This window comes from Dyella ginsengisoli (genome assembly GCF_044904665.1).
Lineage (GTDB): Bacteria > Pseudomonadota > Gammaproteobacteria > Xanthomonadales > Rhodanobacteraceae > Dyella_A > Dyella_A ginsengisoli.
This window is the reverse complement of sequence record NZ_JADIKM010000003.1, coordinates 864,113-886,134: the sequence shown is the minus strand read 5'-3', so window position 1 is coordinate 886,134 and position 22,022 is coordinate 864,113. Positions and strand designations below refer to the sequence as shown.

Here is a 22,022-nt window from a genome sequence, read left to right as displayed (position 1 = left end):
GGTGGCGCGCAGCGACGGATGAGGGTGCGCTGCGTAGCGCGGTGACTCGCCTTGCTGCGGACCCTCACCCCAACCCTTCACCCCAGCCTCTCTCCCGGCCAGAGAGGTTTTTTCACCCCGTTGCCGCGCGACGTATCGCCTGATCCGGGTCAGTACGGCCGGTCGGCGAACGCTCCAGAATGTGGATGCACGGTATCGCCCGAGAGCGTGGCGGATCCGGCATTGCACCCACCCAAGGAGAGCGGTTGTGTCGAGCAAGTCGTACAAGCAGATCACCCACGATCTGAATCAGTCGATCGCCAGGATTCGCGCCGAGGCGCCCGGCACCATGGCCGGCTTTTCGGCGATGTCCAAGAGCGCCATGGAAGCCGGCGCGCTGTCGGCGATCGACAAGGAGCTGATGGCGCTGGCCATCGGCGTGGCCACGCACTGCGACGGCTGCATCGGCTTCCACACCAAGGCGCTGGCCCGGCTGGGCGTGGAGCGCGCCAAGCTGATGGAGACGCTGGCGGTGGCGGTGTACATGGGCGGCGGGCCGTCGCTGATGTATGCGGCCGACGCCGTGCGCGCCTACGAGGAGTTCACGGCCGCGGACTGAGCGGCCGCGGCCGGTGTCCGCTCAGCTCGTGGCCCGCGTCGGGAGCGAAGCGCAGGTGCCACACGGTGGAGCTGAGCGACACCACGGTCACCGCGATGAAGGCGAAGGAGAAGTCCATCACCCGCGGCTGAGCGTGCCCGCCCACGCCCATCGCCAGCTTCAGCAGCAGGGCGCCGGCGCAGATGCCGAACGAGAGCATCAGCTGCTGCAGAGTGCTGTACAGGCTGTTGGAGGCACCGAGCCGCTCGCGCGGCACGCCTTCGTAGGCAACCGTGTTGTAGGCGGCGAACTGGAACGACATGAACGCGCCGCAGGCCATCAGCAGGACGAACATCAGCGCGAACGGCCAGTGCGGCCGGAAGAACGCGCACACCGCATAGCCCAGGCTGCTCAGCACGCCGTTGTAGAGCATGCCGTTGCGAAAGCCGACCAGCTGCAGCAGGCGCGGCGTGAACGAGCGGGTGAGCAGGGCACCCAGCGCGGTGGCGAGGATCAGCTGGCCGCTGCGCACGGCGGAAAAGCCGAAGCCGATCTGGAACATCAGCGGCAGCAGGAACGGCTGCGCGCCCTGGGTGATGCGCATCAGCGAGCCGCCGATGACCGAGAGGCGGAATGAGTCGATGCGCAGAAGCGAAAGATCGAGCAGCGGATCGCGCCGGCGCCGCTCGTGCCACAGATAGGCGAGCGAGGCGCCCGCACCGACCAGCAGCAGGCCGAGCGCCACCGGCAGGTCGGCGCTCTGGCCGATCAGCTCCAGCCCGAACAGCAGGCCGCCCAGCCCGACGCCGCACAACGCAAAGCCGCCCAGATCGAAGCGCGGTGGTGCGGCGGCAGGCGGGATCGTCGCGATGAAGCGCTTCACCAGCCAGTAGCCCAGCACGCCGATCGGCAGGTTGATGTAGAAGATCCAGCGCCAGCTGAGGTAGGTGACGATCAGCCCGCCCAGCGGCGGCCCGGTGAGCGGGCCGAGAAACGCCGGCACCAGCGACCACGACATCGCCGACACCAGGTGCTTGCGCTCGATGGTGCTGAGCAGGATCAGCCGGCCGATCGGCGCCATCATCGCGCCACCGGCACCCTGCAGCAGGCGCGCGGCCACCATGGCGGGCAGGTTCGGTGCCAGCGAGCAGGCGATCGAGCCGAGCAGGAACGCGCCGATGGATGCCGCGAACACGCGCGTGGTGCCGAAACGTTCGGCCACCGCGCCGCTGGCCGGAATGAGGATCGCCAGCGCCAGCAGGTAGCTGGTCATGGCGATGCTCATGGCCGGCGCGCCGACGTGGAAATCCCGCGCCATGGTGGGCAGCGCCGTGGCCAGCACGGTGGCGTCCATCTGCTCCATGAAGATCGCGCACGCCACGATCAGCGAAGTGATGCGGTAGTCGGGAAACACCGGCTCCGTCGAGACGGGCGCGGCAGTTTCCGCGGTGGGCTGGCTCACGGGGCGGCTCGGCGGAAAGCGGCAGACACAAGCCAGCGGCGGGCGCGGGGACGGCGTCGATGGCACGGATGCGTGTGGGGTGCACGCGGGCGGCGCAGTATCCCGCGCGGCGGGGTGGGTCACAAGCGAGATGGGCGATTCATGGCGTTGCGCAGGACGGGGCGCGGTTTTCCCTTCTCCCGTCGGGGGAAGGTGGCGCGCAGCGACGGATGAGGGTGTGGGGTGCGCGCGATTGCCGATCGGGAACGATGAGCCCGCCGCTTCGTTCCGAACCCTCACCCCAACCCCTCTCCCGCGGGGAGAGGGGCTTTGCGATCTGGGAGTTCGCGCCGGTCATCGGCTCTGCGGCGCTTTGATTTCGCCGGCGTGCCGCCGGCGACGCTCAGCGCGGACGGGGCGGTGCCCGCAGTGAGCAACCCTGCGTAGAGCCGTTCCTTCTCCCACCGGGAGAAGGTGGCGCGCAGCGACGGATGAGGGTGCGGCACGCGCCCGATTTCCGACCGGGAACGATGGGCCTGTACCGCTTCGTTTCGCACCCTCACCCCAACCCCTCTCCCGCGGGGAGAGGGGTTTTACTGGATGCTTACTGCGCGTCGACCGGCAGGGTGGGAGGAGCCGGCGGCGCGGGCGGCATCGGCGGGCGCGGCGGCGGGGGCGGGACGGGGCTGGCTTCGGCCCATTTGGCCATGGCCTTGTCGCCGATGACGCTGCGGATCTGCTCGCAGCTGGCGGCGTCCTGACTGCGGCGTTGCTCGTCGAACTTCTGCCGTTGCCGGGCCTGTTGCTCGAGCGCCTGCTGCACCTGCGCTGCCTGCGCGGCGCTGATGCCCAGTGTGGTCTGCCAGCGGGTGTCCTTGGTGAAGTCCGGCAGGACCGGATGCGGCGGCGGGGAGGGCATGTCGTGCAGGCAGCCGGGCGGCAGCGGCGGGATGCCGTCGACAATCCAGTGATGCTGGCCGTGCGCGAACAGCGGCGTGTCGACCATCGGCGTGGCGCGTTGGGCCATTGCGCTGCCGGCGACGGTGAGACCGACCAGGGTGGCGATGAGGCGGGTGGTGAGGGTGCGGCGGGTCATGCGGTGATCTCCTTGCGTGGCCGGCGGAATCCGACGCCACTCACGATGACCTGCAACATCGCAGGGAATATGCAGGGATTGAGGACGCGAGGGCCGCGCGCCGCGGCTATGCTCGTGGCCCATGGTTCGCACCCCTTCCTCCGCGCCCGCTGCCGTCCCGCCGCGAACGGGCCTGCGCCTGCGCGTGGCGCACAAGCTGTTCCTGCTGCTGGCGATGGCGATCGGCCTGTCGCTGCTGGCGATGGGCGCGCTGACCGTGCGCAACCTGCGCAGCGGCTTTGTCGATTACGTCAACGCGCTGGATCTGTCGCGCCTCGATCCGCTGGCGCAGGCGCTGGGCCAGCGCGAGGACGCCGGCCGCGGCTTCGACGGCCTGCGCGATCGCCAGGCGTGGGATGCGCTGCTGCACGAGACGCTCGATCATCGCCCGCCCCGCGCGGTACCGGCGGATGCCGAGCCGCCGGAGCCGCCGCTGCCACCGCTTCCGCCCGCTCCGCCGCCTCCACCGCCGCCGCCCCCGGCTCCGCAGGCGCATGTCCCGCCGCCGCTGCCGCTGCCGCCGCGCGTGTCGCTGCTGGATGCCACGCACCAAGTGATCGCCGGCGAAGCGCCGCCAGCCGATGCGATGGAGCGTCCGCTGCGTCGCGATGGTGCTGTCGTCGGCTGGCTGGCGCTGCGTCCGCTGACTCGTCCGGTGGACCGCCGCGACACCGCCTTCCTGGCGGCGCAGGTGCGCGGCATGGCAGAACTGGCGATCGCACTGCTGGTGCTGGCGATGGCGGTGGCGTGGTTTTTCGCGCGGCATCTGCTGGCGCCGCTGCGCGCCGTGGAGGACGCGGCGCGGCGGCTGTCGGACGGTCACTACGGCGTGCAGCTGGCCAGCGATCGCCACGACGAACTCGGCGACCTGGTGCGCCACGTGAACCGCTTGAGCGCGGCGTTGCAGGCGCACGAGAGTGCCCGCCAGCGCTGGATGGCTGATATCTCGCACGAGCTGCGCACGCCGCTGGCGATCGTGCGCGGCGAGCTGGAGGCGATGCGCGACGGCGTGCGCACGCTTGATGCCAGGGGACTGCAGTCGCTGCACGAGGAGGTGATGCGGCTGGATCGGCTGATCGATGACCTGCACCAGTGGTCGATGGCCGATGCCGGTTCGCTCAGCTATCGCCCGCGCTCGCTGGATCTCGCGGCGCTGCTGGCGGACGGCTGCGCGCGCCTCACAGATGCGGCACGCGATGCGGGGCTCACACTGACCTGCAGCGGAGATTCATTGCCCGTGCACGGCGACGCCGATCGCCTGCGCCAGCTGATCGACAACCTGCTCGGCAACAGCCTGCGCTACAGCGATCGCGGCGGTCGGGTGGAGGCGTCCGTGTTTGCCGATGGCGACCAGGCCTGCCTGCGCGTGGACGACACGCCGCCCGGCGTGCCGGCGGCAGACCTGTCGCGATTGTTCGAGCCGCTGTACCGCGGCGAGCATTCGCGCAATCGCGCACGCGGCGGCAGCGGACTCGGGCTGGCCATCGCGCAGCGCATTGCCGTGGCGCACGGCGGCACGCTCGCCGCCGCGGTCTCGCCGCTGGGCGGACTGCGCATGGAACTGCGCCTGCCGCGGGAGGTGTCCTGAGATGGCCCGCGTGCTGATCGCCGAGGACGAGCCGAAGATCGCCCAACTGCTGGCGGACTACCTGGCCCAGGCCGGGCACGAGGCGCTGACGGTGGGTGAGGGCGATCGCGTGTTGGCCAGCGTCGCCGCCGAGCGTCCGGACCTGCTGCTGCTCGACATCATGCTGCCGGGCACGGACGGGCTTTCCATTCTGCGCGAACTGCGCCGCAACAGCGCCCTGCCGGTGATCATGCTCACCGCCCGGGTGGAGGAGATCGACCGCCTGCTCGGGCTGGAGCTGGGTGCGGACGACTACATCTGCAAGCCATTCAGTCCGCGCGAAGTGGTGGCGCGGGTACGCGCGCTGCTGCGACGGGCCGTGCCGAACGCGCCGGCCAACCCCTTCACGGTGGACGAGGACGCGCGGCGCGTGTTCTACCTCGGCCGCCCGGTGCCGCACACCACCACCGAATACCGCCTGCTGCACGCATTGCTCACCCATCCGGGGCGCATCTACTCGCGCGACCAGTTGCTAGACCTCATGCACGACGACCTGCGCGACGTGACCGATCGCGTGGTCGACAGCCACATCCGCAACCTGCGTCGCAAGCTGGAGGACATGGCGCCGGGGCAGACCTTCATCCACTCCGTGTACGGCGCGGGTTATCGCTTCGAGATGTCCGAGGCCTGAGCAGGCGTGGCCTGCCACAAGTCACTGTGAGCTCAGGCCTATGGTGGCAATGGCCGTCCTTTGCTGTCATGCGCACCTCTGAACTGCTCAAGGTGCGCGGGCCATGCTTGCGATAGAAACGCGTGCGCTGACGCGCCGCTTCGATGCCGGCCACGGCGTGCATGGGCTGGACCTGGCCGTGCCGAGCGGCAGCGTGTACGGCTTCCTCGGTCCCAACGGGGCGGGCAAGACCACCACGATCCGCCTGCTGTTGACGCTGCTGCAACCGGACGAAGGCGAGATCCGGTTGTTTGGGCGGCCGCTCACGTTGCAGTCGCGCGAGCTGCTGCGCGAGGTCGGGTCGCTGGTCGAGGGGCCGGCGCTGTATCCGCATCTGTCCGGCCGCGAGAACCTGGAGGTGACGCGTCACCTGCTCGATGTGCCGGCTGAGCGCATCGACGAGGTGCTGGATGTGGTGGGGCTGGTGCAGGACCAGCACCGCCGCGTGCGGATCTATTCGCTGGGCATGCGCCAGCGCCTCGGCATCGCGCTGGCGATGCTCGGCCGGCCGCGGTTGCTGATCCTTGACGAGCCCACCAACGGCCTCGACCCGGCCGGTATGCTCGATCTGCGCCTGCTGCTGCAGCGCATGGCCACGCAGCTGGGCATGACGGTGTTCGTCTCCAGCCATCTGCTGTCCGAGGTGGAGCAGGTGGCCTCGCACGTGGGCGTGCTGCATCGCGGGCAGCTGTTGTTCCAGGGCACGCCGCAGGCGCTGCGCGAGCGGCACGGTGATCCGCTGACCATCCGCTGCAACGACGTGGCGGCGGCATGCGGCGCGCTCGCAGCGCTGGGCGAATCGGTGCAGGCAGTGGACGAGGCGACGCTGCGCGTGGTCGCGCCGCAGCGTCCGGATCACGAGATCAATCGCTGGCTGGTGCAGCGCGGCTACGAGGTGCATGCACTGGGCCGAAGCCCGCGCTCGCTGGAAACGCTGTTCTTCGACATGACCGACGAGAGGGCGTGCGCATGAGTGCCCTGCTGCGTGCCCTGGCGGCCGAGCGGATCAAGCTTCGCCACACGCTGGCGGCCGGCATGGTGGTGCTGGCGCCGATGGTGGTGCTGGTGCTGACCGTGCTGCAGCTGAGCCTGAGCACGCTGCATGGGCGGCCCGCCGGATCGGGCGGCGAAGCCTGGCTGCATTTCAGCAGCGGACTGTTCGTGCTGTGGAGCTTCCTGATGTTGCCGCTGTTCGTGACGCTGCAGGCGGCGCTGCTGGGCAACATGGAGCACGCCAATCGCGCATGGAAGCATCTGCTGGCACTGCCGCTGCCGCGCTGGAGCCACTACGCCGCCAAGTTGTGCGTGCTGGCGGCGATGGTGGCGTTGTCCACCCTGCTGCTGGCGGCGCTGGCGCCGCTGGCCGGCTGGGTGGTGATGCATACGCAGCCGGCCTACGGGCTGGCCGGCCCGCCCCCGTGGCGCTGGCTGGCAGGCCATGCGCTGGCGTGCATGGCGGCGGCATCCTTCCTCACTTCATTGCAGGCGTGGGTGGCGCTGCACTGGCGCAGCTTCACCACGTCGATCTTCGTCGGCGTGGCCGGCACCGTGTCCGGCTTCCTGATCGGCCAGTCGGCGCGGCTCGGGTCGTGGTTCCCGTGGTCGATGCCGTTGCAGGTGTTCGCCACGCGCGCCGATCACGTGGTGCAGGTGGTGACGGCTAGCCTGATCGGCGGTGCGCTGCTGGCATTGCTGGGCATGTGGCAGTTCGATCGCGGCGAAGTGGTCTGAACTGCTCGCTGTCCGGGAAACCGGCGCGGTGCGGACAGGGGCGCGCGCGCCGCGGCATCGCTACACGTACGACAGCTCCAGCAGCACCCGCACCAGTTGCGATTGCCGCCGCGTTTCGGTCTTGTCGAACAGCGAGCGCAGCTGGGTGCGCACGGTGTTCTTGGTCACGTGGGTGCACTCGGCCGCCTCGTCCAGCGACAACCCCTCCATCAGCTGCTGGGCGAGCCGCGCCTCGGCCGGCGTGAAGCCCCACTGGGTCCTCAGGGTGGGCGTGAGGGTGGTGGCCGCGGGCAGCTCCAGCGGCTTGATGAAGGCGATCACGCTGACCCGGGATTCCGACCACTGCGCGCCGGCCAGCATGTCGGCCGGGCACAGCTTGAGCATGCCGCACAGCTGGCCGGCGCGGCTGTGGATCTGCAGCACCGTCGGGGCCGCAGCCGTGTCCGCTGCAAGCTTGGCGAGCGCCTGCTGCAAACGATGATCATCCGGCGCGTACGGCAGGGTCAGGCGGCCATCCGGATGGCGCGCGAACAGCCGGCCGGCCTCCATCTGCCCGGCGGCGCTGTTGCAGAACAGCAGGTGGCCGCCAGCGTCGAGCATCGCGACGCCTTTGCTCAACTGGTCGAGGGTCGAGCGGAATCGCTGCGACTGGCCTTCCAGCCAGCTCAGGCGCTGTTGCAGCACGTAGACATTGCGCAGGTGAGGCAGCAGCGATCGCGCCAGCGCGAGTTCGGCCTCGTCGAAGCAGCCTTCTGCCGCGCCGCGGTTGATCGTGAGGACGGCGAGGTCGCCGGGCCGATGCTGATACAGGCACAGCGCCATCCCGTGGGCGATCCCGGCCGGCTGCATGAATTCAGCGTGGTAGCGGGTGGCCCGGAGCTCGTCGTCTTCCATCAGCCCGCGATCGTCGGCGATACCCTGCGAGAGCAGCGTGCCGACGCCGCGCTCGAACCATGGGCGTTGGCACGACGTGTTCCGATGCACCTTCAGCAGCGCATCGGACAGTCCGATGGATTGCGTCAGCCGTCCGCGGCGGGGGTGCTTGTCATGCACCTGCAGGGCGACCACGTGGGAGCGGAAGGTCGCGGCCAGCAGCGTGAGCAGCGGGCCCCAGTCGGGCGCACGCAGGTCCATGCCGTAGATGGCATCGAGCAAGCTGGTACTGCGCCTCCGATCCATGTCCGCCATCTCCGCGGCGTGGGTGCTGTCATCTCATGCATTTGGATGATGACGGGCCGGAAACCTAGCAGTAGAAAGTTGCTCAGGACGTGAAAACGCAGCGAGCACCTCGGTGATCCACGGGTGGGCATCCGATGGCCTCCAGCGGCACGGTGCTCACGGGTCGCATGGTGATCGATTCGGTGCGACGCGCGATGTGTAACGCATGCTCGGGAAGCGTGTGCATCGTGCCTGTTCGGCAGCGGTCGCGCACCTCGCCGGTTCATCGGCGAGCCCTTGCAGGCAGCGGTGCCGGCAGGGAACCGAGCCGCTGCACTGGCCGGCGCGTTGCGTCATCGGGACGCGCGCTGCGGCGCGCGGTCCGCCCTTCATCACCCGCGGCGTTGCTGGCCTGCTCGCCGCATCACGGAGAACCAACATGATCACCCGAAGGCGCTTTCTCCAGTCATCCCTCACGGCCGCCTTGGTACCGCTGCTCCCGTCGGTACTGCCGGTGTCGGCGCAGGCGACCTCCACGTTGAGGACTCGCCCGAACTGGACCACATTCCGCAAGAGCACGCTGTTCCAGGTCTACCTGAATACGGTGCAGAAAATGCGCGCCAACACCAATTCGGCCGACCCCAACAGCTGGAATTACTGGGTTAACGTGCACAAGAATTTCTGCCCTCACGGGGTGCCGTATTTCCTCGCCTGGCATCGTGGCTTCCTGTATCGAATCGAGACGCAGATGCGCAAGATTTCCGGCGTAGGCGCCCTCAGCGTGCCGTACTGGGACTACTACCAGGATCCGGTGATGCCGGTGGAATTCACCGACACCACCAGTCCGCTCTACATCACCAACCGCAAGGGCACGGACGTGACCAACGCGCTCACCCTCGCGCCGTTCGCGGACACGGTGGTGAATTTCCAGCGCGGCCTGGTGGACGCCTTCGAGACCAGCCTGGAGACGCAGCCGCACAACCCGGTGCACAACCTGATCGGCGGAGCGATGGGCGCAGTGACTGTCTCGCCCCGGGACCCGATCTTCTGGAGTCATCACGCCAACGTCGACCGGCTGTGGGCGGCGTGGGTCGCCGCCGGCAACGGGCGAACCATGCCGCCACGCACCGATGCGTACTGGTCCGGTTCGTTCAACTACGGCCCCGCGGTCTCGAAGATGGCCCGCTACTGGGCCATGTCAACCACCGGCCTGGGTTACCAGTACGAGGATGAGACCATGCCGACCGCGCTGCCGGCGCCCACGCCGTACCTCACTGCCTCTGCGCTGACCGTGCAGGGAGCCTCCTCGACGCTGCCCAATGCGATCTCGGTGTCGCTCGGCAATGGCCGGCCGCTGTCGCTGGATCACCGCTCGCTGAACCTCACTGTGCCGCTGACCGACAAGGATCGGGCCATGGTGCGCTCGTTGCTGTTGCGCCAGGCAGCGACCGACGCGCCGCCGCTGGTCAACACCTCCCTGCGCGTGGTGCTCGATGGCGTGCGGCTGACCCCGCTGGGGCGCCAGGGCGGCTACTTCTACAAATTGTTCATCAACCTGCCGGTCCAGAAAGGCGTGTCGCAGCCCGAGAGCCGGTATCTGATCGGCACGCTCGGTCCGTTCGAAATCACCGGCATGCTCAATCACGAGGCCTTGATGGGTGGGAAGGTGCATGGCGAAAACGACCCGGTGAGCCTGAGCTTCCCGGCGACGGACGCCCTGCAGCGGCTGTGGCCGGTGCAGCTGGACAAACTGACCATCTCGTTCGTGCGGGTCGACGCCGGCGCGCCGGTGAAGGGGGAGGTGATCACGGTGCAGTCGTTCCGGCTGGAGGCGACCGACAACACGGGCATGTAGGCCAGGGGTCCGGCGCCGGGAAAAAACGGCGCCGCACCATCGGAGCTGCAAACGAGAACGGCGCCGCATCGCTGCGGCGCCGTCTCGATGATCCACGAAGCGGATGGCAGGTTTACAGCGCTTCGAAGATGCCCGCCGCGCCCATGCCGGTGCCGATGCACATGGTCACCATGCCGTACTTCTGCTTGCGCCGGCGCAGACCGTGCAGCAGCGTGGCGATGCGGACCGCACCGGTGGCGCCCAGCGGGTGGCCGAGCGCGATGGCGCCGCCCAGCGGGTTGACCTTGGACGGGTCCAGGCCGAGATCGCCCATCACCGCCAGCGCCTGCGCGGCGAAGGCCTCGTTGAGCTCGATCCAGTCCAGCTGATCCTGGGTGATGCCGGTCTGCCGGAGCGCCTTGGGGATCGCTTCCTTCGGGCCGATGCCCATCACGTCCGGCTTCACGCCCGCCACCGAGAAGCCGACGAAGCGGGCCAGCGGGGTGAGGTTGTATTCCTTGATCGCCTTCTCGCTGGCCAGCAGCACGGCGCCGGCGCCGTCGGACATCTGCGAGGAGTTGCCGGCGGTGACGCTGCCGCCGAAACGATCGTTGCGGAACACCGTGCGCAGCTTGGCCAGCACTTCCATGGTGGTGCCGGCGCGCGGGCCCTCGTCGGTGTCGATGGTGCGGCTGTCGGTGACGATGCCGCCGGTGGCGAGGTCGGGGTAGTGGTCGTCGAGCTGGAACGGGGAGATCTCCTCCTTGAACTCGCCGGCGGCGATGGCGGCGAGCGCGCGGCGGTGGCTCTCCACGGCGAAGGCGTCCTGCTGCTCGCGGCTCACCTTCCAGCGCTCGGCCACCTTCTCGGCGGTGATGCCCATGCCGAAGGCGATGGCGCGGTCCTCGTCGTTGGCGAAGATGGTCGGATTCATCGCCACCTTGTGGCCCATCATCGGCACCATGCTCATGCTCTCGGTGCCGCCGGCGAGCATCAGGTCGTCCTCGCCCAGGCGGATGCGGTCGGCCGCCATCGCCACGGCCTGCAGGCCGGACGAGCAGAAACGGTTGATGGTGACGCCGGGCACGGTGTCGGGCAGGCCGGCCAGCAGCACGCCGATACGCGCCACGTTCATGCCCTGCTCGGCCTCGGGCATGGCGCAGCCGATGATGGCGTCGCCGATGCGGTGCGGGTCGATGCCCGGCGCCTGCGCCATCACGGCGCGGATCACGTGGGCGAGCATGTCGTCCGGACGGGTGTTGCGGAACACGCCGCGCGGCGCCTTGCCGACCGGGGTGCGGGTGGCGGCGACGATGTAGGCGTCTTGCACTTGCTTGGTCATGGTCTGTTTCCTTTGAGTGACCTCGAAGCCGGGCTTTTTTGTTCGTCATTCCCGCGAACGCGGGAATCCATCGTGTTTCTGGCGTCAGATCAAGATGGATCCCCGCTTGCGCGGGGATGACGTTCGGCGGCTTCGGGGTTTCCGGTGATGGAGTGGGTCGGTCGCAACGCCTATCAGTTACGCAGCGGTTTGCCGGTGGTCATGGTGTGGGCGATGCGGGCCTGGGTCTTTTCGGTCTTGGCCAGCTCCACGAAGTGCTTGCGCTCCAGCGCCAGCAGCCACTCCTCGTCGACCATTGAACCGCGCTCGATCGCGCCGCCGCAGAGGCAGTCGGCGATGCGGGTGGCGATGTCGATGTCGTGCGGGGAGGCGAAGTAGCCCTCCTGCAGGTTGGCCAGCGAAGCCTTGAAGGTGGCGGTGCCGACGTCGCCGGCCACCGGCACGTTGCGGCCGGGCAGGGGCGGGCGGTAGCCGCTTTCGGCCATCGCCGCGGCGACCTTCTTGGCGATGTAGAGCAGCTCGTAGCTGTTGAACACCACCACGTCGTCCTGCCGCAGCAGACCCATCGCCTTCGCTTCCAGCGCGCTCGCCGAGACCTTGGCCATGGCGATGGTCTCGAACACCTTCTTCAGCTCTTCGAACGGATCGGCGGGGTTGGCCTTCGCCGCGCGCACGGCCAGCTCATGCAGGCCACCGCCGGCCGGCAGCAGGCCCACGCCCGCCTCGACCAGGCCGATGTAGCTCTCCAGCGCCGCCACGGTGCGTGCCGAATGCATCTGGAATTCGCAGCCGCCACCGAACGCCATGCCGCGCACGGCCGACACCACCGGCACCAGCGAATACTTGATCGCCATGCTGGTGGCCTGGAAGTTGGCGACCATCTTCTCGAAGTCGTCGAACTTGCCCGCCTGCAGCAGGCCCAGCGCGCCCTTCAGGTCCGCGCCGGCGGAGAACGGCTCGCCGGTCTGCCAGATCACCACCGCCTTGAGCTTCTCTTCGGCCAGCTTGATCGCGTGCTGCACGCCGTCGAGCACGAAGTCGTTCACCGTGTTCATCTTGGTCTTGAACGAGAGGATGCCGACGCCGTCGTCGCCCAGCGTCCACAGGCGCACACCCTCGTTCTCCCACACCGTGGTGCCCTGGTCGAATTTCTCGCCGAGGATCGGATCGGGGAACAGCTGGCGCGCGTAGACCGGGTGCGACGAGCGCGGCTTGTAGCTGCCGGCGCTGGCCGACCAGGAACCGTCTTTGCCGTGCACGCCGGCGCGGCCGTCGGTGACCCAGCCGGGCAGGGGCGCGCTGCTCATCGCCTTGCCGGCGGCGATGTCCTCGGCGATCCAGCCGGCCACCTGCTGCCAGCCCGCAGCCTGCCAGGTCTCGAACGGGCCGAGCTTCCAGCCGTAGCCCCAGCGGATCGCGAAGTCGACGTCGCGCGCGGTGTCGGCGATGTCGACCAGGTGGTAGGCGGTGTAGTGGAACAGGTCGCGGAACACGGCCCACAGGAACTGCGCCTGCGGGTCGCTCGATGCGCGCAGCTTGCCGAACTTCTCCGCAGGGTCCTTGATCGCCAGGATCGCGGCGACCTCGTCGGAGGCCTTCTGCTCGGACGGGCGGTAGTCCTGCTTGGCCACGTCCAGCACCACGATGTCCTTGCCGGCCTTGCGGTAGAAGCCGGAGCCGGTCTTCTGGCCGAGCGCGCCCTTGTCGATCAGGCCTTTCAACCACACCGGCGCCTGGAAGTACTGGTGCCATGGATCATCCGGCAGGGTGTCGGCCATGGTCTTGATGACGTGCGCCATGGTGTCCAGGCCGACCACATCCGCGGTGCGGTAGGTCGCGCTCTTCGGGCGACCCAGCGCCGGGCCGGTCAGCGCATCCACCGTGTCGAAGCCGAGCTTGAACTGCTCGGTGTGGTACATCGTCGAGAGGATCGAGAACACGCCGATACGGTTGCCGATGAAGTTCGGGGTGTCCTTGGCGATCACCACGCCCTTGCCCACGGTGGTGGTCAGGAACGCTTCCAGGCCATCGACCACGGCCGGGTCGGTCAGGCGGGTGGGGATCACTTCCACCAGGTGCATGTAGCGCGGCGGGTTGAAGAAGTGCACGCCGGTGAAGCGGTGGCGCATTTCTTCCGGCAGCGCCTCGGCCAGGCCGTTGATCGACAGGCCCGAGGTGTTGGAGGCGAGCACCGCGGTGGCGGAGACGTGCGGCGCGATCTTCTTGTAGAGATCCAGCTTCCAGTCCATCCGCTCGGCGATCGCCTCGATCACCAGGTCGACATCCTTGAGATGGTCCAGGTGCTCGTCGTAGTTGGCCGGGATGATCGCGGCGGCGAGGTTCTTGTCGGCGAGCGGGGCGGGCGAGAGCTTGGCCAGGTTGGCTATGGCCTTGAGCGCGATGCCGCTCTTCGGGCCGTCCTTCGCGGGCAGGTCGAAAAGCACGGTCTCGACGCCGGCATTGGTGAGGTGGGCGGCGATCTGCGCGCCCATCACGCCGGCGCCCAGCACCGCGGCCTTGCGAATGCGCAGCGTGGATGAGGAGGTTGGTGCAGCAGTCATTGGCTTCTCCATAAGGTCGAACTCGAAGGATCGGACTCGGCAGGTAAGGTCAGTAAATGGAACGGGACGGTCGGAACCGTCCGGTGGAAGGCATCAGGGGTGGCTCAGGCCGGCGGCGGCGAAGCGGATCAGGTGGGCGGCGGTCTGCTCGCGGTGCTGCTGCTCGCTGACGTTGTCCTTGCGCTGGATCATGCCGAAGCCGGACATGGCATGGGTGAGGGCGCCGGTCACCAGATCGATACGCCAGTACAGCTCGGCCTTCTCCAGGTGCGGCAGCAGGCGCGCGAACTCGGCGGTGAACTGGCGCATGACGTGGCCGTAGTTTTCCGACAGGAACTGGCGCAGGGTGTCGTCGTGCTCGGCAAAAGCCCGCGCCAGCACGCGCATGAACAACGAGCCATTGCCTTCGTGCGACAGTTCCAGCGCCGGCCGGATGTAGGCGGCCAGAACGTCCTCCAGCGTGGTGCCGGGTTGCCCGGCCACCTTGGCCAGTTCGGCCAGGCGGTGCTGGTTGAGTGCGTCGAGGCGCCGCTTGAACACCTGCTCGACCAGTTTTTCCTTGGAGCCGAAGTGGTAATTCACTGCGGCCAGGTTGACCCCGGCCGAAGCCGTCAACTGGCGCAGCGACGCGCCGTCGAAGCCGCGCTGGGCGAACAGCGCCTCGGCAGCGGCGAGGATGCGTTCCTTGGTCGAGGTCGGATTGTTCACGCAGAGGTCCACCGCCAGGGGCAGGAATCAAACGATCGTTTGAGCATACGCGGGAGGCTTCTCAGCCGTCAAACGAACGTTTGCGGCGGCGAGCAGGCCGGTTGCGATTGAGCTAGAATCTGTCAAACTTTCGTGAGCTAAATCCGCATTCCTTGTCGGAATTAGTTCCAATTCGCCGGTTTTGCCGGCCCGAACCTCTTCTCATTTCCCGTATCCCGGAGCAGACCCGTATGGCGCTGGAGCGCACCCTTTCCATCATCAAGCCCGACGCCGTCGCCAAGAACGTGGTCGGCGAGATCTACGCCCGCTTCGAAAAGGCCGGCCTGAAGATCGTGGCCGCCAAGATGAAGCACCTGTCGCGCAAGGAGGCCGAGGGCTTCTACGCGGTGCACAAGGATCGCCCGTTCTTCAACGCGCTGGTGGAGTTCATGATCTCCGGCCCGGTGATGATCACCGCGCTGCAGGGCGAGAACGCCGTGCTCGCCCATCGCGACCTGATGGGTGCGACCAACCCGAAGGAAGCCAAGCCGGGCACGATCCGCGCCGACTTCGCCGAGTCGATCGACGCCAACGCCGTGCACGGCTCCGATGCCGTCGAGACCGCCAAGGCCGAGATCGCGTACTTCTTCGCCGAGACGGAAATCTTTCCGCGCTGAGGTATGCCGTGAACCAGGTGGTGCAACTTCCTTCCGACCCGAACGCCGCTGGCGGCAAGGTCAATCTGCTCGATTTCGATCGCCAGGGTCTGCGGGACTTCTTCTCGCAGATCGGCGAGAAGCCGTATCGCGCCGAGCAGGTGATGAAGTGGATCTACCACCACCTTGAGGACGACTTCGGCAAGATGACCGACGTGGGCAAGGCGCTGCGCGCCAAGCTCGATGCCACCTGCTACGTCGGTCCGCCGAAGACGTTGTTCGACAAGGCCGCCGCCGACGGCACCCACAAGTGGCTGCTCGGCATGGATGGCGGCAACGCCATCGAAGCGGTGTACATCCCCGAGCCGACCCGCGGCACGCTGTGCGTGTCCTCCCAGGTCGGCTGCGGGCTCAACTGCCAGTTCTGCTCCACCGCGACGCAGGGCTTCAACCGCAACCTGTCCACCGCCGAGGTGATCGGCCAGATGTGGGTGGCGGCCAAGTACCTGGGCAACATCACGCACCAGAATCGCCGCATCACCAACGTGGTGATGATGGGCATGGGCGAGCCGCTGCTGAATTTCGACAACGTCACCAAGGCGATGAGCCTGATGCGTGACGATCTGGGCTTCGGCCTGGCATCCAAGCGCGTAACGCTGTCCACGGCCGGTTTGGTGCCGATGATCGACAAGCTGTCCGAGACCATCGATGTCTCGCTGGCGGTGTCGCTGCACGCGGCCAACGACGAGCTGCGTACCGAGCTGGTGCCGCTCAACAAGCGCTATCCGCTCGCCGAGCTCGAAGCGGCCTGCCAGCGCTGGATCGCGCGAAAGCCGCGCACCTCGATCACCTTCGAATACACCTTGATGAAGGGTGTCAACGATCAGCCCGAGCATGCCCGGCAGCTGATCAAGTTCATGCGTCGCCTGCCGACGTGCAAAGTAAACCTGATTCCGTTCAATCCGTTTCCTGGGACACGTTTTGAGCGTTCGGATGCCGATACGATCCGGACTTTCCAGACGCAGTTGCTCAATGCAGGCATTCTCACGATGCTCCGTCGCACCCGCGGCGACGACATCGATGCCGCCTGCGGTCAGCTGAAGGGACAGGTGCTGGATCGAACGCGCCGTCAGGCTGAATTCCAAAAGCGTCTGGATCAGGGGGCTGTCCATGCGGGTTGATCGTTGGGGGGGGGTGCTGTTGTGCGCACTGCTGGCCGGGTGCGTCAGCACGGGCGGCAGTCGATCCGGCAGCGAGGACAGTTCGGGCGACCACTTGCCACGCACCAGCAAGGCCCAGCAGGCCGAGGACGCCGCCCGCATCCACACCGAGCTCGGCCAGCACTATCTGGAAGGCGGCGACCTGCAGACCGCGATGGAAAAGCTCACCAAGGCGCTGCAGTTCGACGACAACTATGCGCCCGCGCACACCGTGATCGCCGTGGTCTACGAGCGCATCAACGACCTTCCCAACGCCGAGCTGCACTATCGCCGCGCCGTGGCGCTGGAACCCGCCAAGGGCGGGCCGAACAACAATCTCGGCGCGTTCCTCTGCCGCGAGGGCAAGCCGCAGGAAGCCGAAGCCTACTTCCGCAAGGCAGTGGCCGATCCGTTCTACAAGACGCCCGACGTGGCGCTCACCAATGCCGGCGTGTGCCAGCTCAAGAGCAACAACGCCGCGGCGGCGCAGGCGGATTTCCGCGAAGCGCTGCAGAAGAATCCGAACAACGCCGAGACCCTGTTCCAGCTTGCCAACCTGCTTTATCAGGGCGGTGATGCGTTTCGCGCACGCGCCTTCCTGCAGCGCTTCGATGCGCTCGGTCGGCCGTCGCCTGACGCGTACCGGCTGGGTTACCTGATTGAATCCCGCCTGGGCAATACGGACGCTGCCCAATCGTACCGCCAGCGGTTGCTGAGCCAGTTTCCGGATTCGGACCAGGCTCGCACCATCGATCAATCCGCCAGTCCATGACCCAGCAGACCCCTTCGCAAGGCCAGGAACTCCGCGATCAGGATCTCTTCGCGTCGCCCGGTCCGATCAGCGCTTCCGCACAGCCCATTGAGCCCAGTTTCGGCAGTTGCCTGCGCGCCGCGCGCGAGCTGAAAGGTTTGGCCCTGGAGGATTGCGGCCACGCCCTGAAGTTGCCGGCGCGCGTGCTGCGCCAGCTGGAAGGCGGCCAGTACGATGGCATCGACTATCAGGTCTACCTGGGCAGCTACATCACCAAGTACGGGCGCCATCTCGGACTCGACGATGCGCTGATCCAGGCCGAGGTGTCGCGCATCCGTCGCCAGGAAGAGCCCCAGCTGGTGGCCACCGGCGGCATTTCACATTCGCGCTATCTGCTTGAACGCTATGCGACTGCGGCGACCTACGTCGTGCTGACGGCGGTGATCATTGTGCCGATGGTGTGGCTGGGCGTGCGTGGCACGCTCAATCGCGACATCAGCCATTTCGCGCCGCTCGATGCGTCGCCGGTGGCGCAGCAGGAGCTGCCGGCCGGCAGCGCGTCAGCCGCTTCCTCTGGCACGGCCACCGCGACGGTTGCGCCCACGCCCTCGGTTAGCCATGCCGACAACGATCAGCCGCTGCTCGCCTCGATGGTGCCCAACATCAGCGTGGAGCCCGTCAAGCCGCCAGTCGCATCGGTTCCAGTGGCGAACGGTGCGGGTACGGGCGGTCACAGCCTCGCGCTCTCGCTGGCCGATGCCAGTTGGGTGGAAGTGATTGCGGCCGACGGCTCGCGCCTGGAGTACGGCCTGCTTCCGGCGGGCAGCCAGAAGACTTATCACAGCGACCAGTCGCTGGAAGTGCGCCTCGGCAACGCCAGCGGCGCCAAGGTGAGTGTCGATGGCGAGGCTCTACCGCTGGACGCCTATCGTCGTGCCAACGTGGCGCATTTCCGCCTCGACCTGCAGGACGGCAAGGTCGTTCCCCGCGGCGTCTGAGCCTTCGGTGGACCGCGCGGTGAGGCACGCACATTCGCGTGCCGGCGCTGGCTTGCTGCCGCTCGGCGGCGGGTTTCGGTTATGCTCCCATATTGATCGCGCGCCCCGTGCGTCGCGGCTTCCTCGGCTCAATCCAGGCGCCGGCTCCGCAGGCGGGGCGGCGGACCTTTCAATGGTGATGGCATGGCATTTGACGCATACGACGATTACGAACAGAGCGAACGCGTACAGAAGTGGCTGCGCGAAAACGGCGTGTCCATCGTCGTGGGTATCGCGATCGGTCTGGTCGGCATCTTCGGCTGGCAGCAGTGGCGCAATCACCAGGCGAGCAATCGGGCGGCAGCTGCCCAGTTGTACCAACAGCTGCAGTCGGCCGAGGCGGTGGGCAACAACGCCAGTGCGGACCAGCTGACCGATCGCCTGCAGAACGAGTTCGGCAAATCGACCTACGCGGTGTTCGCCACCAGTGAACGCGCGCGGCGCCAGGTGCAGGCGAAGGAGCTGGACAAGGCGCGCTCCTCGCTCGACTGGGCGCTTGCCCATGCCGAGGATCCCGCGCTGAAGTCACTGATCAAGCTGCGCGTGGCACAGGTGCAATTCGCCCAGGGCAAGAGCGAGGATGCGCTGTCGACGCTGGGCCAGCTGACCGGCAAGCAGTACGAAGGGTTGCGCGAGGAACTACGCGGCGACGTGCTGGTCAAGCTAGGCCGGGTCGACGACGCGCGCAAGGCGTACCAGTCGGCATTGTCGGCAATGAGCGGAGACGCACCTCAGCGGTCGTCCCTGCAGCTGAAAATCGATGATCTGGCTACGGCCGGGAAGCAGGGTGCATGAAACCGGTTTTGAAGAAATGCGTATGGCTGCTCGCCTTGTCCTCGCTGGTCGTCTTGGCCGGCTGCCATAACAAGAAGAAGGACAACGTCGAGCCGCCGACGCCGCTGGCCAAGGATTTCACGCCGACTGCCAAGGTGTCCGAGCTGTGGACCGCCCGCGTCGGCGACGGTGCCGGCGATTCGGGTGTGCGCATGCGGCCAGCGGTGGTGGCCGGCGTGCTGTATGCCGCCAGCACCGACGGCGAAGTCGCCGCGTTCGATGCGACGAGCGGCAAGACGATCTGGTCGACCAAGTCGAGCACCCACGGCTGGTTTGGCTGGGGCGACAAGAAGCGCAAGGACGCCTTCTATGCGGGCGGCCCGGCTGTGTCGGGCGACCTGCTGGCCGTCGGCACGCTCGACGGCCACGTCTACGGCATGGCGTCGAAGGACGGCTCGCCGCGCTGGCAGGCCGACCTCAAGTCCGAGGTGATCACCGCGCCGGTGATCGTCGGCGACCTGGTGCTGGTTCGCACCCAGGACGGTCGCGTCTACGGACTGGACGCTGCCACCGGCGATCGCCGCTGGGTTTACGACCAGGGCAACGTGCCGCTCCTGAGCGTGCGCGGAAACGGCCCGCTGCTCGCCGCCAACGGCGTGGTGTTCTTCGGCAGTGACGACGGCAAGCTCGTCGCACTGCGCCAGGACACCGGTGACAAGCTGTGGGAACAGCGACTGTCCAGCGGCGAGGGCCGTACCGACATCGAGCGCCTGAATGACGCCGATGGCGCCGTCGTGCTCGATGGCACCACGCTCTACAGCACCGCTTATCACGGCAGTCTCGAAGCGATCGACGGCCCCAGCGGCCGCCCGCTGTGGAACCGCGAGTTCTCCAGCTTCGGCTCTCCGGACGTGGCCGGCAACGCCGTCTACGCGGTGAACGACGAGTCGCAGGTGTGGGCGTTCGACAAGACTGGCGGTGCCGACCAGTGGAAGAACGACGCGCTGAAGTATCGCTGGCTGACCAGCCCGGCGGTGCAGGGCAATTACGTTGTAGTGGGCGACATCGAAGGCTACGTGCACTGGCTGCAGACCGGTGACGGTGCGCTGGCCGCGCGCGAGCGCCTGTCGAAGAAAGCCATCCGCGCCCAACCGGTGGTGGTCGGCGACACCGTGTATGTCGAAGACATCAAGGGCCACATCGGCGCCTATCGTCTCTCGATGCGTTGATCGGTCCGGTCCGGCCTTGGCCGGACCTGCCATCTGGCGGCGGCGTGCACCGGAGCCATCCGGTGCCGCCGCCGCCTCGTTTTTGCCGGCGGCGCGGGGCGGATCGAGCGTCCCGGCGGGGTCTTGCCTTACACTGCCGCCTCCTCTTTTTTCTTGCGCGCAAACCGATTCCGGCGCGGGCTACCCGCCCATAGGAATCCAGGTGCTCCATCATGCTGCCCGTCGTCGCCCTGGTTGGCCGTCCCAACGTCGGTAAATCGACCCTCTTCAACGTGCTCACCCGCAGTCGCGACGCGCTCGTCGCCGACATGCCGGGGGTCACGCGCGACCGTCATTACGGCGTCTGCCGCAGCGGCGAGCGGCCCTTCGTGGTGGTGGATACCGGCGGCTTGTCGGGCGTCGAGGATGCGCTCGACGTGCTCACGGCGCGTCAGGTGCGCCTGGCGATCGACGAGGCGCAGATCATCGTGTTCGTGGTCGACGCGCGCGACGGGCTGCTGCCGCAGGATCACGTGATCCTCGGCGAGCTACGCCGCAGCGGCAAGCCGATCATCGCCGCCGTCAACAAGACCGACGGGCTGGACCTGGCCACCGCGATGGCCGAGTTCTCGGTGTTCGGCATCCACGCCACGCTCCCGTTGTCGGCCGCGCACAACCGCGGCACCGACGATCTGATCGCCACCGTGCTGCCGCTGCTCCCGCCGGAAGAATCCGATGCGCTGGACGAAGGAGAGTCGGGCAGCATCCGGGTGGCCATCGTCGGCCGCCCGAACGCGGGCAAGTCGACCCTGATCAATCGCCTGCTCGGCGAAGACCGGCTGATCGTCTCCGACGTGGCCGGCACCACCCGCGATCCGATCCGCGTGCCGCTGGAACGCGACGGCAAGCGCTACACCCTGATCGACACCGCCGGCGTGCGGCGCAAGGCCCGCGTCGAGGAGGCGCTGGAGAAGTTCAGCGTGATCAAGACGCTGCAGTCGATGGCCGCCGCCCAGGTGGTGGTGGTGCTGATCGACGCGCGCGAGAACCTCGCTGATCAGGATCTCACCCTGATCGGTGCGGCGATGGACGAGGGTCGGGCGCTGGTGATTGCCGTCAACAAGTGGGACGGCATGGACGCCTACCAGCGCGATCAGTGCCAGCGCGCGCTGGAACGCCGGCTGGTGTTCGTCGACTGGGCCAAGACGGTGTTCATCTCCGCCCTGCACGGCTCGGGCCTGCGCGAGCTGATGCGTGCCGTGGTGCGCGCGCATGCTGCGGCGACGCGCGAACTGGGCTCGTCCGAGCTGACCAAGGCGCTGGAAAAGGCCTACGAGAGCTACCAGCCGCCGCTGGTGCGCGGGCACGCGCCGAAGCTGCGCTTTGCCCATCCGGGTGGCAGCAATCCGCCAACCATCGTGATCCACGGCAGCCGCACCAAGCACATCGCGCCGGCCTATCGGCGCTACCTGGAAGGCTTTTTCCGCAAGCGCTTCAAGCTCGAAGGCACGCCGATCCGGATCGACTTCCGCGATGGCGAGAATCCCTACGCCGGCAAGAAGAACGTGCTCACCGAGGCGCAGATGCGCAAGCGCCAGCGCATGATCCGCGAGATGAAGAAGCGCCGCTGAGGC

Annotated in this window: 19 protein-coding genes; 13 read left to right on the top strand and 6 right to left on the bottom strand. The window is 67.7% G+C overall.

Annotated features, from left to right (window positions below; translation table 11 throughout):
- The first annotated feature begins 247 nt into the window (after window positions 1-247).
- Window positions 248-598 carry a carboxymuconolactone decarboxylase family protein gene (locus tag ISP17_RS14240; RefSeq protein WP_404634254.1) on the top strand — a complete coding sequence of 117 codons (351 nt, stop codon included), beginning with the start codon at window positions 248-250 and terminating at the stop codon, window positions 596-598.
- On the opposite strand, the gene ISP17_RS14235 is transcribed toward ISP17_RS14240, so the two are convergent.
- Both ISP17_RS14235 and ISP17_RS14230 read right to left on the bottom strand, forming a co-directional pair.
- Complete coding sequence (locus ISP17_RS14235) at window positions 582-2,039, bottom strand: MFS transporter (protein ID WP_404634252.1); 1,458 nt, start codon at window positions 2,037-2,039, stop codon at window positions 582-584. The two genes, ISP17_RS14240 and ISP17_RS14235, sit on opposite strands and share 17 nt — an antisense overlap.
- Before the next feature lie 583 nt (window positions 2,040-2,622).
- Window positions 2,623-3,114, bottom strand: coding sequence for a hypothetical protein (locus ISP17_RS14230; RefSeq protein WP_404634250.1), 492 nt, complete (start codon window positions 3,112-3,114; stop codon window positions 2,623-2,625).
- 121 nt (window positions 3,115-3,235) lie between these two features.
- On the opposite strand from ISP17_RS14230, the gene ISP17_RS14225 reads away from it, so the two are divergent.
- From ISP17_RS14225 to ISP17_RS14210, 4 genes are all read left to right on the top strand, one after another.
- Entirely contained in the window at window positions 3,236-4,741 is a 1,506-nt protein-coding gene (locus ISP17_RS14225; protein WP_404634248.1) for an ATP-binding protein, read from the top strand.
- A 1-nt stretch (window position 4,742) separates the two neighbouring features.
- On the top strand, window positions 4,743-5,411 hold the full coding sequence (locus ISP17_RS14220) for a response regulator (protein ID WP_404634246.1): 669 nt from the start codon (window positions 4,743-4,745) through the stop codon (window positions 5,409-5,411).
- Window positions 5,412-5,514: 103 nt separating this feature from the next.
- Window positions 5,515-6,423 carry an ATP-binding cassette domain-containing protein gene (locus ISP17_RS14215; RefSeq protein WP_404634244.1) on the top strand — a complete coding sequence of 303 codons (909 nt, stop codon included), beginning with the start codon at window positions 5,515-5,517 and terminating at the stop codon, window positions 6,421-6,423.
- Window positions 6,420-7,181 (top strand): ABC transporter permease, encoded by a 762-nt coding sequence (locus ISP17_RS14210; RefSeq protein WP_404634242.1) that lies wholly within the window; start codon window positions 6,420-6,422, stop codon window positions 7,179-7,181. The genes ISP17_RS14215 and ISP17_RS14210 overlap by 4 nt, the downstream gene beginning before the upstream one ends.
- Window positions 7,182-7,241: 60 nt before the next feature.
- On the opposite strand, the gene ISP17_RS14205 is transcribed toward ISP17_RS14210, so the two are convergent.
- The gene (locus ISP17_RS14205) at window positions 7,242-8,360 is read right to left on the bottom strand and encodes a helix-turn-helix transcriptional regulator (protein WP_404634240.1); all 1,119 of its coding nucleotides are present in this window, start codon (window positions 8,358-8,360) and stop codon (window positions 7,242-7,244) included.
- A 418-nt stretch (window positions 8,361-8,778) separates the two neighbouring features.
- Between ISP17_RS14205 and ISP17_RS14200 the strand changes: the two genes are divergently transcribed.
- Window positions 8,779-10,194, top strand: coding sequence for a tyrosinase family protein (locus ISP17_RS14200; RefSeq protein ID WP_404634238.1), 1,416 nt, complete (start codon window positions 8,779-8,781; stop codon window positions 10,192-10,194).
- Between the two features lie 112 nt (window positions 10,195-10,306).
- On the opposite strand, the gene ISP17_RS14195 is transcribed toward ISP17_RS14200, so the two are convergent.
- From ISP17_RS14195 to ISP17_RS14185, 3 genes are all read right to left on the bottom strand, one after another.
- Window positions 10,307-11,515 carry an acetyl-CoA C-acyltransferase gene (locus tag ISP17_RS14195; protein WP_404634236.1) on the bottom strand — a complete coding sequence of 403 codons (1,209 nt, stop codon included), beginning with the start codon at window positions 11,513-11,515 and terminating at the stop codon, window positions 10,307-10,309.
- A 173-nt stretch (window positions 11,516-11,688) separates the two neighbouring features.
- Window positions 11,689-14,076 (bottom strand): 3-hydroxyacyl-CoA dehydrogenase/enoyl-CoA hydratase family protein, encoded by a 2,388-nt coding sequence (locus tag ISP17_RS14190; RefSeq protein ID WP_404634234.1) that lies wholly within the window; start codon window positions 14,074-14,076, stop codon window positions 11,689-11,691.
- Window positions 14,077-14,169: 93 nt separating this feature from the next.
- Window positions 14,170-14,784 (bottom strand): TetR/AcrR family transcriptional regulator, encoded by a 615-nt coding sequence (locus ISP17_RS14185; RefSeq protein ID WP_404634232.1) that lies wholly within the window; start codon window positions 14,782-14,784, stop codon window positions 14,170-14,172.
- A 230-nt stretch (window positions 14,785-15,014) separates the two neighbouring features.
- Here ISP17_RS14185 and ndk point away from each other — a divergent pair, with 230 nt between their 5' ends.
- The 7 genes from ndk to der all read left to right on the top strand — a co-directional run bounded on the left by ndk (window position 15,015) and on the right by der (window position 22,019).
- Complete coding sequence (ndk, locus tag ISP17_RS14180) at window positions 15,015-15,440, top strand: nucleoside-diphosphate kinase (RefSeq protein WP_404634230.1); 426 nt, start codon at window positions 15,015-15,017, stop codon at window positions 15,438-15,440.
- Between the two features lie 8 nt (window positions 15,441-15,448).
- A complete protein-coding gene (rlmN, locus tag ISP17_RS14175) occupies window positions 15,449-16,600 on the top strand; it encodes a 23S rRNA (adenine(2503)-C(2))-methyltransferase RlmN (protein WP_404634228.1) in 1,152 nt (383 codons plus the stop codon).
- Window positions 16,590-17,390: a type IV pilus biogenesis/stability protein PilW gene (pilW, locus tag ISP17_RS14170; RefSeq protein ID WP_404634226.1), complete on the top strand. Its 801-nt coding sequence runs from the start codon at window positions 16,590-16,592 to the stop codon at window positions 17,388-17,390. Before rlmN ends, pilW begins: the two co-directional genes overlap by 11 nt.
- On the top strand, window positions 17,387-18,367 hold the full coding sequence (locus ISP17_RS14165) for a helix-turn-helix domain-containing protein (RefSeq protein ID WP_404634224.1): 981 nt from the start codon (window positions 17,387-17,389) through the stop codon (window positions 18,365-18,367). The genes pilW and ISP17_RS14165 overlap by 4 nt, the downstream gene beginning before the upstream one ends.
- Window positions 18,368-18,550: 183 nt before the next feature.
- Complete coding sequence (locus ISP17_RS14160; RefSeq protein ID WP_404634222.1) at window positions 18,551-19,201, top strand: YfgM family protein; 651 nt, start codon at window positions 18,551-18,553, stop codon at window positions 19,199-19,201.
- Window positions 19,198-20,409: an outer membrane protein assembly factor BamB gene (gene bamB, locus ISP17_RS14155; protein ID WP_404634220.1), complete on the top strand. Its 1,212-nt coding sequence runs from the start codon at window positions 19,198-19,200 to the stop codon at window positions 20,407-20,409. The genes ISP17_RS14160 and bamB overlap by 4 nt, the downstream gene beginning before the upstream one ends.
- Before the next feature lie 212 nt (window positions 20,410-20,621).
- Window positions 20,622-22,019, top strand: coding sequence for a ribosome biogenesis GTPase Der (gene der / locus ISP17_RS14150; protein ID WP_404634218.1), 1,398 nt, complete (start codon window positions 20,622-20,624; stop codon window positions 22,017-22,019).
- The last annotated feature ends 3 nt before the right edge of the window (window positions 22,020-22,022 follow it).